Here is a 13204-nt window from a genome sequence, read left to right as displayed (position 1 = left end):
CAGAACAGGAAATAACACGGCTTACTCGAGCCTGATCTCCTTACTCTGTACATAGGAAACATCCAACTGCCCGCCGGCACTCCCGTTGCTTTCCTGCAAAGGACTCACTTTTGCACGGCTCAGCGACAGGGTTGCCTTACCGGGCAGTGATGAATTACTGAACGTGATATTGATGGAACGGCTGCCCTCGTCGCGGTTAAAAATGCTGTTCACTCCGCCATCATAACTGATAGTAACTTCCACCACTTCGTTCGGACCAACCGGATCACCTTCCCAGGTCAACGTAGTCGTACCTTTCACTTTGGCCGATGTAAACGATTCGGGAATAGCGATCGGTTTTACGTCTTTTATGGAAGCGACATTGGTATAGACCTCATCTTTTGCACGGGTAAAGGTGAAAGTCATATCTTCCAGTCCTTTAAAAGAATACGTATAGAAATAAATACCCACATTGGCAAAGTTGGGGGCCTTGCCGTTGAACAGGATGGAAGCCGGGCCATTCAGTTTGATGTTAATCCCCGCACTATCCTGCTTATTGAAATTCGCCCCGACATTTGTCTTATTATTAGTCACATCGTAGGAAACACCGAGATTCTGATAGAAAGGGACATCCGGTTCAATATCGGAAGAATCATCACTGTCGCAGGAGGTGAGTGTCCATGCGAATAAAAGGGAGGCAAACAAGAAATACTTTTTCATGACGTTTAATATTTTGAATTACCTTTATATAACAAACGAAATGAAAAAAGTTTATCCCGTTAACATTCTCTATCAGCTCTCAAGACACATCAGCAGTTCTTCAACAGAAGCGACCTGCCGCGGCGGATTACCCGAAAGATAAAGGGTGATCGGAGATTCCACCGTCTCTCCCGCATCAATCCGGCTTTCCGATTCTATTTCGCAGCCGGCATGAATCCCGTTCCGCAGAAGCGCCTTACGCACCATCGCATATTTCTGGCCACTGCCGGTAAGATGGATTTCCCTGTCATAACGGTTGTCGATGCGGAACAGGCCGGTTTCCATATCGAAGACAATCCCTTTGCGGGCAAAGAAACCGCTCAGGTAACCGCTTAAAGCGAGGTCCTCGGGCGTACCGGTACTGATCCCTTTCACCTTGTCCATCAACCATATCTTATCGGCGATCTGAAGAGCCAGTTCAAGGTCGTGAGTAGAGAGGAAGATCGTTTTATTGGTCGTACGGGTAAGATGATGCAAAAGCTGCATGATCTCCACCTTGCTGGGGAAATCGAGAAAGGCGGTCGGCTCATCCAGGAAGATTACAGGCGTTTCCTGTGCCAGCGCTTTGGCGATCATGACCTTTTGCCGCTCACCGTCGGAAAGGGTGTGTACCATGCGCGAGGCGAGGTTCTCGATCCGGACCATGGCGATCGCCTCTTCTACGATCTGCTTGTCTTCTTTACCCAGGCGGCCCCAAAAACCGGTGTACGGACTACGTCCCATGCCGATCAGTTCGCGGACAGACATATTGCGGATGTCACACTTATCTGTCAGCACCACTCCCACTATAGTGCTAAGCTCCTTATCACTATAGTCCTGTATATCGCGGGACAGTAGTGCTATTTCACCCGACAGGCGAGGCTGGAAAGCGGATAATGTACGTAATAAAGTAGACTTTCCGACACCGTTGGCACCCAGCAGGCAGGTTAATTCGCCACTATAGATCGTTGTCGTTATATGGCTTGCTACCAGCTTAGTATCACTTTTAGAATAATAACCGATAGAGAGATCGTTTATCTGAATAGTTGCCTCTTTCATGCTCATTCGTTTAGTTCGTTTTTACGCCGGCGGAATAATACGGAAGCGACGACCGGAGCACCGACCAATGCGGTTACCGAGTTGACCGGCAAAGCTCCCTCGAATCCCGGCATACGTGCAATCAGGTTACAGGCCAATGCCAGGGCTGCACCGACAAACAGTACACCGGGCATCAGTATGCGATGGTCGGATGTCTGGAAAATGGCACGGCAAAGATGAGGAACAGCCAGTCCCAGGAAGACGATCGGACCACAGTAAGCGGTCACGATGGCTGTCAATACACCGGCAGAGGTGATAACGAGCAGGCGTGCCCGTTTGATATTCAGTCCCAGATTACGAGCATACCCATCGCCGAGAAGCATCAGATTCAATGTCTTTATCAATAGGAACGAAAGAGGGATCAGGATAGCCATAATCGCTACGAAAAGCATCATCTGATTACCGGAGACACGCGAGAAACTTCCCAGCCCCCAGATCACATAAGCACGGATATCTTCTTCCACACTAAAAAACTTCAGGACTCCGATTACCGCATTCGCCACATAGCCGATCATCACACCGATAATCAATAGCGTCACATTCCCTTTTACCTTCTGCGAAACATAAACGATCAGTGCCATGACAGACAAGGAACCGACTATGGCCGCAATGGATAAGGCAATCTCCCCCATAAAGCCCAGCTTACTCAACGCCACGCCTCCCAGACTTCCGCTCAGTAAAACAACGAAGGCAACTCCCATACTTGCACCGGAACTGATACCCAATACAGAGGGGCCGGCCAACGGATTGCGGAATACGGTTTGCATCTGAAGCCCGCTGATCGCTAATCCGGCTCCGGCGACTAATGCCGTTAAGGCTTGCGGAAAGCGTGATTTCCAGATAATATTCTGCCAGGTGACCGGTTCGTCGCCATTGCCGCAGATGATATTCCAAACCGAATGGAAGGGTATCGAAACAGAGCCCAACACCAGATTCAGAAACAACAACACGACGATCGAGACAAAGATCACAAACATCAGGAAAGTGTTAGAATACTTCATCGTACCCATTTATTTAAGTAAATCATAATAGACAGGCGTATGATCCGGCAGTAGATTCGGATGGAAGATATGCAATAAATCGCCCAGCACCACTTCCGGCTCGGTCGGCATGCTTTCGTAAAAAGGTTTTTCCCTCATGTTGCAATAGATCACTCCTTTTTCCTTGAAGGCACGGAAGTCTGCATAACGGGGATCCTGATCTTTCAGTGATTTATAAGTATATATTCCCGGATAGCTGTTTACGATACGCCAGTAGTCGGCTTCGTCGGCCTGGTTATAGACGGTCTCGAAGTCGAGCGTCACACCGCCGGAGCGATCGTCGTCTTTCAAAAAGTAATCAGCGCCGGCATCTTTGAAAAGTTGTGCAAGGAAGCTCTTTCCTCCTACTGCATACCAGTTACCACCATGTATTTCGCCACTGAACACGACAGGACGTTTCTGCACTTTACCTTCGGCTGTCAGCTCTTTCAGCTCGTTGTAGCGGTTCTCTATAGCCAAGAATTTTTCATTGGCTTCCTGCTCTATCCCGAGTAACAAACCGACGAACTTGATCCATTCAGCCTGCCCCAGCGGTGTCATTTCTTTATATCCCAGATGAGGAATCAGAGGGATACCGATATCTTTCATTGTTTCATAGCCACCACGCTTAAAAGGTGAGATCAGGATCAGGTCGGGATTGATACTCATGATCACCTCATTATCGAAGTTGCCTTCGATCCCGATCTTTGCCGTCTTTCCTTCCTTCAGCTGATTATTGATAGTTTTATTAAACAGATGGCGCGTACTCGTAATGCCGACAACCTTATCCTCCGCTCCCAACTTAATGAAATTGGATAATTGCAGGGAAGTCATACAGATAGCACTACGTACAGGTGTTTCGATAACCGTATAATCCGCATGAATCCCTTCCGGCTTCGTCCCCCGGGGAACCAAAGCATACAGGAAATGCGTACTTTCTTCATTCTGCGGATCATGTATATCCACCAGCGTATAATCATCTTTATAGGTCAGTTGAAAACCTTCGGCATGCTTTGGTGTCACCTGAACCCGGCTATCCGTCATAGTCGTTTGTTGTGAAGAAACATTCTTTTTCTCCTGTTGATTTCCTTTCGATGCACACGACGTAGCCAATAGTGCAACCAGGCAACAACCTGCTAAATACTTGTTCATATTCATATTCTTTTTATCCGACACAAACCGTCCGAACCCACGAGGACAATCGCTATGTGAAAAATGGCAGGTCTTCTGACTTACTTCCATCCCGAAAGCCTTCCCGGCGAGGCTGTCTCTCCGCCAGTGGCAAAAGGTGTTATCGGGATGTTACTGAAGTTTTACAGCAGCGTGGACTGTCCGGGATTTCCACCCGGTTCCCTTTTAATCTGTCTCCATGAACAGGAGTTTTACAGAACCGATTTCGATCGCAAAAGTAATAAGAAGTTTGCAACTTTGCACTATTTTCAGCACATTTGCACCCCAAATAAAAACAAGAATAAAATGACTTACCCGATCAGTTTCGTATCATTAGGTCCCGGCGAACCGGAACTTATCACAGTGAAAGGTCTCCGACAACTTCAGAAAGCAGATATTATCTACTGTCCCGCCACCCGTAACAGGCAAGGTGAAATCCTCTCACGTGCCGCCGATATCGTACGTGCACTGGAAATAAACGAAACTGCCATCCGCTGCTTTATGCTTCCCATGAGCAAAGACCGCACGGAAGCCTGGAAAGCCTACGACGCCCTCTACAACGAAGCCGCCGCAAACTATGCGGAAGGCAGACAGATCGTTATCGTAGCCGAAGGCGATGCCGGCTTCTATTCTTCCATCCAGTATATATATGACAAGTTTATAGAGACGGGAATCGACGTTCAGCGTATTGCCGGAATCCCCGCCTTCATCGCTGCCGGAGCATTGGCCGGCTTGCACATTGTCAAACAGGAAGAACAGATCATTGTTATCCCCGGCACTCCTTCCGCAGAAGAATTGTCAGAAAAGATAAATGTCGGATACGTGATCGTCATTATGAAACTGTCGCAATGTGTGGAAGCCGTACATGCATGTATTCGCAAGCATCCGCAGACACAATTCCATTATTTTGAAAATGTAGGGACGGATAAAGAATACTACACCTCCGACCGGCAAATCATCGCAGAGAAATCTTTCCCCTATTTCTCACTGATGATCATACAATAAAAAAAATTACTATCCCAATTATTGTATCGCAAAAACTATACGGATTCTATGATACCGTTCAGACGGTTCATATGGTAGCGGAGCGACTGGACAGATTCCCAGTTCTGATGCCCCGACTTGCACAACTCACGTGCACTCACTAATACTCCTGAAATGTGACTGCTGATCTCTTCAATCTTTTTATTCGTTTCATTATAAAGAGTTTCAGTCTCTTCCGGTGAATAGATAGAAGCAGATTGTGCCAACGATTCAAGTAACTTCATCTGATAGACTCCGGCCCTGGGGATCAAGTTGCTGATGGCATAATGATGAAGATCCTGGATTTCCTTCTGCTTGGTGGTATCCCAACCGACATTATTCATACTCTCCGAAGAACCCATCTTCGAAAACATTCGAATACCCAAACAATCTGCAATTGTTTTAACCCATGATCCTGTCTCTGTTTCTCTTGAAACGACGCCTGTCAAACTAAATCTCATTGTTGCCATAATCAAATCTCCTTAATTACATAAACCGAAGTTTTTAAAATTGTTATTTACTTTCTTTTTATCACTATAAACTTGCTGTTAGTTTCATTTTGTTATTGTGATATCGCAAAATTAGGCAAATTATCATACACCACAACCCTTTATCTATATTTTAAAGTTCTTTAATACAAGAACTGTCGAAATGCACTGTTTTTGTCAACTGAAGATTACAAATATGTTGAAAAACGCGCACTTCACTTAACAAAGAATCATTGCCGGCCTCCTTTTGGTAACTTTTATCAATATAACACTAATTTTACACAGTTATCAGGTATTACAACCTTTCATTCTATCATTTTGTTATTTAATTAAAAATAATATACTTTTGTTGCCTCTTTAAACTTACATAAGCACATGAAATCGGATATAGAAATTGCAAGAGAAGTCTCCCTTCGCAAAATAAAGGAAGTTGCCACGGGTTTGGGTATTCCGCGCGAAGAAGTACAAAACTATGGTCGGTATATCGCCAAAGTGCCCCTTCACCTGATCGATGAAGAGAAAATCAAAGAACATAACCTGATCCTGGTAACGGCCATCACGCCTACCAAAGCAGGTATCGGTAAAACAACCGTATCTATCGGTCTGGCCCTGGGCCTGAACAAGATAGGTAAAAAAGCAGTCGCCGCCCTGCGTGAACCCTCGCTGGGTCCGTGTTTCGGTATGAAGGGCGGAGCAGCCGGAGGCGGATACGCACAGGTACTGCCGATGGAAAACATCAACTTGCATTTCACCGGTGATTTCCACGCGGTTACATCTGCCCACAACATGATCACGGCGTTGCTGGATAATTATATCTATCAGACACGCAATACTTGCGAAGGGCTGAAAGAGATCAAATGGAAACGTGTGCTCGACGTAAACGACCGTAGCCTGCGCAATATCGTATCCGGCCTGGGAGGCTCGGCAAACGGTGTTCCGACAGAAACAGGATTCGACATCACGCCGGCTTCCGAAATGATGGCTATCCTTTGTCTGGCAACCGATCTGGAAGACTTGAAACGCCGCATCGGTAATATCCTGCTGGGATATACAAACGACGATCAGCCGTTCACAGTCAACGACCTGGGTGTTGCCGGAGCGATCACCGTACTACTGAAAGACGCCCTTCTGCCTAACCTGGTGCAGACAACAGAAAATACCCCTGCTTTTGTGCATGGCGGCCCGTTCGCCAACATCGCCCACGGCTGTAACTCGATCATTGCGACAAAGATGGCGCTTACCTACGGCGATTATGTGATCACGGAGGCTGGTTTCGGTGCCGACCTGGGTGCTGAAAAGTTCTTCGACATCAAATGCCGCAAAGCCGGCCTGAAACCGAAACTGACGGTTATCGTTGCTACCGCACAGAGCTTGAAGCTGCATGGCGGCGTTCCCGAATCACAGATCAAGGAACAGAACATCGAAGGTCTGCGCAACGGCTTTGCCAACCTCGACAAGCATGTGGCCAATATGAAACGTTTCGGTCAGGAAGTGATCGTTACCTTCAACCGGTATGCTACCGATACGGACGAAGAAATCGCCCTGGTTGCCGAACATTGCAAAGAGCTGGGTGTAGGCTTCGCCATGAACAGCGTATTTGCCGAAGGCGGTGAAGGTGGCGTGGAACTGGCCAAGCTGGTAGTAGATACGATCGAAAACAAGCCGTCGGGCGAGTTGAAGCTGATCTACGAAGATACAGACAATGTACGCGACAAGATCAAAAAGGTATCCGAAGAAATCTACGGTGCCGCCTCAGTCACTTATACGACATTAGCGGACAAAAAGATCAAACAGATCGAAAGCCTGGGCATCTCCCACTACCCGATCTGTATTGCCAAGACACAATATTCATTCTCTTCCGACCCGAAGGCTTACGGCGTTGCCAAAGACTTCGAACTGAAAGTGCGCGATATCATCATCAACAACGGCGCCGAAATGATCGTTGTCATCATGGGTGAGATCATGCGTATGCCGGGACTCCCGAAAGACCCGCAGGCAAAACGGATCGACATCGTGAACGGGCTGATCGAAGGGTTGAGTTAATTAAAAATTAAGAGCTATTTGTTTATAGTGACAGGAGTTACTAATTCCATCATTATAAACAAATATTCATATCTGATCAATTATGATTCAACGCGTCGATCATTTATTCCTGTTGAAAAATTTATTAAAGAATACTATCTGATAGTCAATGGAATTGCGCCAATAGTCGCCATTATGCGCACCCGGGCGGACAATGAAGTCGTGGTCGATCTTGTATTTCAGCAGCTTTTCATGGAAATTGTTATTTACTTCAAAGAAGAAATCACTGTAACCACAATCAAAGATCAAAGCTAATTCGTCGTTCTTTAGATGCTCGACCAGGTTGATGACCGTATGTTTCTCCCATACTTCTTGATTTTCACTTTCTTTGCCCAGCCATTCACTCATATTCCAGTTATTGGGAAAAGGACGGATATCGACACCGCCGCTTGTGCTTCCGGCTGCACCGAAAATATCCTTATGACGGAACGAGAGCCACATGGCACCGTGGCCTCCCATGCTCAGACCGGTGATGGCGCGTGCCGTGCGGTCTTTTATTGTCGGATAGTTGGCGTCGATATAGTTGACCAGCTCCTTAGCGACAAAAGTCTCATAGCGGTAAGAAGGATTGACCGGACTGTCCCAATACCAACTGTTCTTGCCATCCGGACACACAAATATGATTCCATACCGGTCAGCGATCTCGGGTAAGTTTGGTTTCAGACCGATCCAGGTTTTGGCATTTCCTCCATGCCCGTGCAGTAAATAAATGACAGGAGCCGTTATCTTTCCGCTTCCCGGCAGGACGATAACGGTCTGAATCTCTTTATTCATCGCATCACTGCGTACATTGATCGTATCAACAACTGCCGCCTGAACAGACAAGGCGAAAAAAGCGACTAGAGACAAAAAAAATATCTTTGCTTTCATAATCTTGTATAGAATTTATTAGTTGAAAGCAAAGATATTTATTTTTTGGTTAGAAGACTTCTTTCCAGTGCTTCAGATTTGTATCGATCGTATCCATTACTTCTTTTGAGCGGCCTTCCATCAGCAGTTTATACATGGTCTGCGCAAATCCGAGCATCTGGGTGAACTCGATCTTCGGAGGCATCGCCAGGGCATTCGGATCGGTCATGATATTGACCAGGACGGGACCGTCGGAGGCAAAGGCTTTTGTCAGCGTCGGCAGCACATCATCCGGATTGCTGACATTGTATCCCGCCATTCCCATCGAGAGGGCAACGCGGGCAAAGTCGGGATTGAGCATCGTTGTCTGCCAGTCCGGCAGTCCGGCGACTTCCATTTCCAGTTTGACCATTCCCAGTGAACGGTTGTTGAAGACGATCAGCTTGACCGGCAGTTTATATTGCACGATCGTCGCCAGGTCGCCCAGCATCATCGAAAGGCCGCCATCGCCACAGAGGGCAACCGCCTGACGGCCGGGATAAGCCAGTGCCGCCCCTATGGCCTGCGGCATGGCATTCGCCATCGAACCGTGGTTGAACGATCCCAGCATCTTCCGTTTTCCGGTTGCTTGCAGGTAACGGGCGCCCCATACGCAGGTCATGCCCGTATCGACCGTAAAGACGGCATCTTTTGAGGCCAGTTCGTCGATCAGGGAAATGACATATTCCGGATGGATCTTTTCATCTTTGCCTTTTACTTCAGCGGCCGAGCGCAGGTTTCGCTTCACCTTGTCGTAATGGGCCAGTTGTTCACGCAGGAAGCTGTCATTCGTTTTCTGACGGACCAAAGGGAGTAGTTCCTGTAAGGTATCTTTCACATCGCCGCAGAGTCCCATCTTTATTTTGGCACGACGCCCCAGACGGTTTGCTTTGATATCGACCTGCACGATTGTATTGTTTTGCGGCATAAAGGCTTCGTAAGGGAAATCCGTACCCAACAACAATAAGACTTCCGCTTCGTGCATGCTGTAATAGCCGGAGGGCATTCCCAGCAGGCCGGTCATACCCACTTCGTTCGGGTTATCGTACTGGATTTCCATTTTACTTTTGAAAGAATATGCCACCGGGGCATTCAGACGTAGGGATAATTCGACCAGTTCCTTATGGGCGTCTTTCGCTCCTATTCCACAGAAAATGGTTACTTTTTCCGCTTTGTTCAGCAGGTCGGCCAATGCGTCGATCTCTTCTGCCGAGGGGCAGACGCGCTGTTTGGTAGGGAAAGGCTGCTGGGATGATTCGCCCGACGTTGCAGTCTTCGAAGTCAGGTCGCCGGGCAGACCGATCACTCCTACTCCGCGAAAAGAAAGGGCGGCCTGTATAGCTCCCTGCAACATGCGGGGGAACTGTTCGGGCGTTGTTGCGACCTGGTTGTAATAACTGCAATCTTCAAATAATTTGATTGTATTGGTTTCTTGAAAATATTCCGTTCCGAACTCGTGGGTCGGCAATGTGGATGCGATGGCCAGCACCGGAGCTCCCGAACGTTGGGCGTCATATAACCCGTTGATCAGGTGGACATGCCCAGGGCCGCTGCTTCCCGCACAGCAGGCCAGTTCGCCGTTCAATTGCGCTTCGGCGGCGGCGGCAAAAGCGCCTGTTTCTTCGTGGCGGACGTGGATCCATTTGATCTTTCCGCTTTTACGCACTGCTTCGTTTACCTCATTCAAGCTGTCTCCCGTGACAGCATAGATACGTTTTACGCCTGCCTTTTCAAGCGTGTCGACTAATTGTTCCGCTACATTCTTTGCCATAATTATATGTACTTTTTCTTTTATGTTTTGTTTATAAAAGAACTATGGTAGAATGCAAAATGTTTTGAAAACAGGGCATAATAAACATCGACAGATTTTATAAGTGTATCCCAGTCCTTTTTGATATAAAATCGTTACCTTTGCGGCGATTGTTTAGGGAAATAGTTATGGGAACTTCAAAAGAAATGACCTCCGGCGCTGCATTACCGTTGATCTTCAACTTTGCGATGCCGGTACTTTTAGCCAATTTACTCCAACAGACCTACTCTTTGATCGATGCGGCTATTGTTGGCAAGTTTTTAGGGATCGATGCTTTCTCGGCTGTCGGTGCCAGTACTTCCGTCATTTTTCTTATCATCGGGTTTTGCAACGGGTGTTGTGCGGGATTCGGCATACCGGTAGCGCAGAAGTTCGGAGCCAGGGATTACAGCACGATGAGGCGGTATGTTTCTATCAGCCTGCAACTGGCGGCTGTCATGTCGGTTATTATTGCGGTCGTTACAAGTCTCTATTGCCGGGATATTTTAAGGATCATGCAGACGCCGGAGAATATATTCAGGGATGCTTATTTCTATTTGCTGGTTACTTTTATCGGCGTTCCGTGTACATTTTTCTATAATCTGCTTTCCAGCGTCATCCGTGCACTGGGCGATAGCAAGACTCCATTCTGGTTCCTGCTTTTTTCAACGATACTCAATGTGATTCTCGACTTGGTTTGCATCCTGGTATTTAAATGGGGAGTTGCCGGGGCAGCCATTGCAACGCTTCTTTCACAAGGTATATCGGCCGTTCTCTGCTACATTTATATGTATCGCCGCTTTGAAATATTAAGGAGCACGCGGGAAGAACGGAAGTTTCGGTCCAACCTGGCAGGGAATCTGATGTGGATTGGTGTGCCGATGGGACTTCAGTTTTCCATCACGGCAATCGGCAGCATTATGTTGCAGAGTGCTAATAACGCACTGGGATCAGCCTGCATTGCTGCGTTTGCTTCGGCTGTGCGCATCAAATCGTTCTTTATCTGCCCGTTCGAAAGCCTGGGGATTGCCATGGCCACTTATACCGGACAGAATTACGGAGCCGGAAAGCCGGAACGTATCTGGCAGGGTATTAAGGCAAGCGGATTGATGATGATTGTTTATGCTGCATTTTCTTTCCTTATACTGATGCTGGCATCACGCGAACTGACGCTGATCTTTGTCGATCCTTCCGAGACGGAAATCATAAATGATGCCGTTCAGTTCCTGCATATCTCCTGCTCATTCTTTCCGATTCTGGGGATTCTGTGTATCCTGCGTTATACAATCCAAGGAGCCGGATTTACGAATCTGGCCATGCTGTCTGGCGTATCCGAGATGATTGCCCGTACGCTGGTCAGTATTTATGCGGTACCTGCTTTTGGATTTATGGCTGTTTGCTTCGGCGATGCGACTGCCTGGATGGCTGCGGATTTATTTCTGATTCCAGCCTTCATCTATGTATATAAGAAAATAAAAAAGGTAAAAAGATAAAACTCGCAGTACGGACTGCGGAGAGAGCGGGATTCGAACCCCAGGAACCTTTCAGTTCAACGGTTTTCAAGACCGCCGCAATCGACCACTCTGCCATCTCTCCAATAAATCAAAATTATCAACACCTCTTTAGAGGTTGCTTTTCAAAGCAGTTGACGTTTCTTGTTTACGGGTGCAAAAGTAGGTAAAAGATTTATACGCTCCAAATTTTGGATGCTTATTTTTATATCTTTTTTTACGATATCCAACATAAAACCACCTTTTTTACAGGTAAGTTTCTGATACTCTTTATAGATAGAAAAGATCACAAATTTTGAATCAGTTCACGCTGTGCTTTAAAAAATGCGATCCTCTGCCTCTCACCACTGACTGAAATCATGATAGAAGAACGGATCAGGGCTCTTAACCATTTCCGCAACTTCTCGTAAGTCCCCTCATCCAGGGAGGCGACCGAACTGAGGATGAATGTTTTTATCAGGCTGATATGGTAGTTTTTTATCTGAACGCACCAATAACTCGTATCAAAATTCACACTCGATATATAGATAAAGACTTTATTACCGGTCTCTTCAAAATAGCCGCGTGTTGCAAGTTTCTCCATTTCATCCAACAAATCCATCAGTTCATTCTTCAGATATTTTACATCCTCTTTCCCGATCAGATGAATACTCATAAAATAATTAATATCATTTACCAGATAATGAAATATCAACGGATCGAGTATGTAATATGAATGATGGATATGCCGTGCTTCTTCTACCCCGGCCAACTGTATTCCCAGAAAGCGGTCGGTGACCTCTATCTCTTCAAAACGCTTTGTTTTTCCTGGAGTTCCGCATTGGTACAACCACTTGAAAAGATAAAAACGTGAAATATATTTATATTTCATATAAAGCTGCTGAGGCAAGATATTCGTACAATCGATCAGTTCGGACCTATCGTCTTCGCGTGCCAGACCTAATATATCGATATACTGATCCAGCATATCATAATCAGTCTCCATCGGATTCACAAAATCCACCAATTTCAATTGGAACGGCCTGCTTTTTGCAGTAACTGTACCGACCAGGTTATCCAATGATATTCCAAATGCATTCGCGATAGTGACGATCTCTGCAAATGTAAAAGCGACCTCTCCCCGTAAACGCCGGTAAACAGCTTCCTTCTCAATACATAACAAATCAACAAGCGCATTTACTAAATTCGTTTTTTGAGGAAATTCCTCTTTGATGGCATTTAGCAAATTATCATACAAAAGTTCTTTTTTCATGTTACAGAATTATAAGTCTTGATATTAGTGGATCTATAGTTTTCATGCAAAGATAAATAAGGAACCCATAAATTAACTGTCGGACAATCCGGTAAAGCATCTTTTAAAACCCAAAAAAGGCTAACAAAACAAACAAACATTGAATCTTGGTTGCTGATAAAAGTCGT

Annotated in this window: 11 protein-coding genes, 1 tRNA gene and 1 riboswitch; of the genes, 3 read left to right on the top strand and 9 right to left on the bottom strand. The window is 46.4% G+C overall.

Annotated elements, in window-relative coordinates; all coding sequences use genetic code 11:
* Positions 1-21 precede the first annotated feature (21 nt).
* From K6V26_RS07090 to K6V26_RS07075, 4 genes are all read right to left on the bottom strand, one after another.
* On the bottom strand, positions 22-699 hold the full coding sequence (locus tag K6V26_RS07090) for a hypothetical protein (RefSeq protein WP_195586220.1): 678 nt from the start codon (positions 697-699) through the stop codon (positions 22-24).
* A gap of 72 nt (positions 700-771) precedes the next feature.
* Positions 772-1776: an ABC transporter ATP-binding protein gene (locus K6V26_RS07085; RefSeq protein WP_224265815.1), complete on the bottom strand. Its 1005-nt coding sequence runs from the start codon at positions 1774-1776 to the stop codon at positions 772-774.
* A gap of 2 nt (positions 1777-1778) precedes the next feature.
* The gene (locus tag K6V26_RS07080; RefSeq protein WP_007653531.1) at positions 1779-2816 is read right to left on the bottom strand and encodes an iron ABC transporter permease; all 1038 of its coding nucleotides are present in this window, start codon (positions 2814-2816) and stop codon (positions 1779-1781) included.
* A gap of 9 nt (positions 2817-2825) precedes the next feature.
* Positions 2826-3986: an ABC transporter substrate-binding protein gene (locus tag K6V26_RS07075; RefSeq protein ID WP_224264943.1), complete on the bottom strand. Its 1161-nt coding sequence runs from the start codon at positions 3984-3986 to the stop codon at positions 2826-2828.
* A gap of 48 nt (positions 3987-4034) precedes the next feature.
* A riboswitch (cobalamin riboswitch) is annotated at positions 4035-4244 on the bottom strand.
* 66 nt (positions 4245-4310) lie between these two features.
* Here K6V26_RS07075 and cobI point away from each other — a divergent pair.
* Positions 4311-5009 (top strand): precorrin-2 C(20)-methyltransferase, encoded by a 699-nt coding sequence (gene cobI, locus K6V26_RS07070; protein ID WP_048317340.1) that lies wholly within the window; start codon positions 4311-4313, stop codon positions 5007-5009.
* A 35-nt stretch (positions 5010-5044) separates the two neighbouring features.
* On the opposite strand, the gene K6V26_RS07065 is transcribed toward cobI, so the two are convergent.
* Entirely contained in the window at positions 5045-5497 is a 453-nt protein-coding gene (locus tag K6V26_RS07065) for a hypothetical protein (protein WP_010803462.1), read from the bottom strand.
* A 393-nt stretch (positions 5498-5890) separates the two neighbouring features.
* Here K6V26_RS07065 and K6V26_RS07060 point away from each other — a divergent pair, with 393 nt between their 5' ends.
* Positions 5891-7558 (top strand): formate--tetrahydrofolate ligase, encoded by a 1668-nt coding sequence (locus tag K6V26_RS07060; protein ID WP_007653523.1) that lies wholly within the window; start codon positions 5891-5893, stop codon positions 7556-7558.
* A 99-nt stretch (positions 7559-7657) separates the two neighbouring features.
* On the opposite strand, the gene K6V26_RS07055 is transcribed toward K6V26_RS07060, so the two are convergent.
* Together K6V26_RS07055 and K6V26_RS07050 are read right to left on the bottom strand one after the other, a co-directional pair.
* Complete coding sequence (locus K6V26_RS07055; protein WP_007653521.1) at positions 7658-8467, bottom strand: alpha/beta hydrolase; 810 nt, start codon at positions 8465-8467, stop codon at positions 7658-7660.
* Between the two features lie 49 nt (positions 8468-8516).
* Positions 8517-10256, bottom strand: a complete 1740-nt coding sequence (locus K6V26_RS07050; protein WP_048317335.1) for a thiamine pyrophosphate-dependent enzyme — start codon at positions 10254-10256, stop codon at positions 8517-8519.
* Between the two features lie 167 nt (positions 10257-10423).
* Between K6V26_RS07050 and K6V26_RS07045 the strand changes: the two genes are divergently transcribed.
* Complete coding sequence (locus tag K6V26_RS07045) at positions 10424-11767, top strand: MATE family efflux transporter (RefSeq protein WP_048317337.1); 1344 nt, start codon at positions 10424-10426, stop codon at positions 11765-11767.
* 18 nt (positions 11768-11785) lie between these two features.
* On the opposite strand, the gene K6V26_RS07040 is transcribed toward K6V26_RS07045, so the two are convergent.
* Both K6V26_RS07040 and K6V26_RS07035 read right to left on the bottom strand, forming a co-directional pair.
* Positions 11786-11870: transfer RNA gene (locus tag K6V26_RS07040), tRNA-Ser, on the bottom strand.
* Between the two features lie 201 nt (positions 11871-12071).
* Positions 12072-13037 carry a helix-turn-helix domain-containing protein gene (locus K6V26_RS07035; RefSeq protein WP_010803497.1) on the bottom strand — a complete coding sequence of 322 codons (966 nt, stop codon included), beginning with the start codon at positions 13035-13037 and terminating at the stop codon, positions 12072-12074.
* Between the last annotated feature and the right edge of the window lie 167 nt (positions 13038-13204).

Origin of the sequence: Parabacteroides goldsteinii, from assembly GCF_020091425.1 — a bacterium.
Taxonomy (GTDB): Bacteria; Bacteroidota; Bacteroidia; order Bacteroidales; family Tannerellaceae; genus Parabacteroides; species Parabacteroides goldsteinii.
Note: the sequence above shows the minus strand (reverse complement) of the source record. Positions and strands in the feature narration are given on the sequence as shown.

Bases quoted from the DNA above. Each gene is read 5' to 3' on its own strand.
- K6V26_RS07060 (WP_007653523.1), top strand. From the start codon at position 5,891: ATGAAATCGGATATAGAAATTGCAAGAGAAGTCTCCCTTCGCAAAATA.
- K6V26_RS07055 (WP_007653521.1), bottom strand. From the start codon at position 8,467: ATGAAAGCAAAGATATTTTTTTTGTCTCTAGTCGCTTTTTTCGCCTTG.
- K6V26_RS07045 (WP_048317337.1), top strand. From the start codon at position 10,424: ATGGGAACTTCAAAAGAAATGACCTCCGGCGCTGCATTACCGTTGATC.
- K6V26_RS07075 (WP_224264943.1), bottom strand. From the start codon at position 3,986: ATGAACAAGTATTTAGCAGGTTGTTGCCTGGTTGCACTATTGGCTACG.
- K6V26_RS07065 (WP_010803462.1), bottom strand. From the start codon at position 5,497: ATGGCAACAATGAGATTTAGTTTGACAGGCGTCGTTTCAAGAGAAACA.
- K6V26_RS07085 (WP_224265815.1), bottom strand. From the start codon at position 1,776: ATGAAAGAGGCAACTATTCAGATAAACGATCTCTCTATCGGTTATTAT.
- K6V26_RS07035 (WP_010803497.1), bottom strand. From the start codon at position 13,037: ATGAAAAAAGAACTTTTGTATGATAATTTGCTAAATGCCATCAAAGAG.
- K6V26_RS07050 (WP_048317335.1), bottom strand. From the start codon at position 10,256: ATGGCAAAGAATGTAGCGGAACAATTAGTCGACACGCTTGAAAAGGCA.
- K6V26_RS07080 (WP_007653531.1), bottom strand. From the start codon at position 2,816: ATGAAGTATTCTAACACTTTCCTGATGTTTGTGATCTTTGTCTCGATC.
- cobI (WP_048317340.1), top strand. From the start codon at position 4,311: ATGACTTACCCGATCAGTTTCGTATCATTAGGTCCCGGCGAACCGGAA.
- K6V26_RS07090 (WP_195586220.1), bottom strand. From the start codon at position 699: ATGAAAAAGTATTTCTTGTTTGCCTCCCTTTTATTCGCATGGACACTC.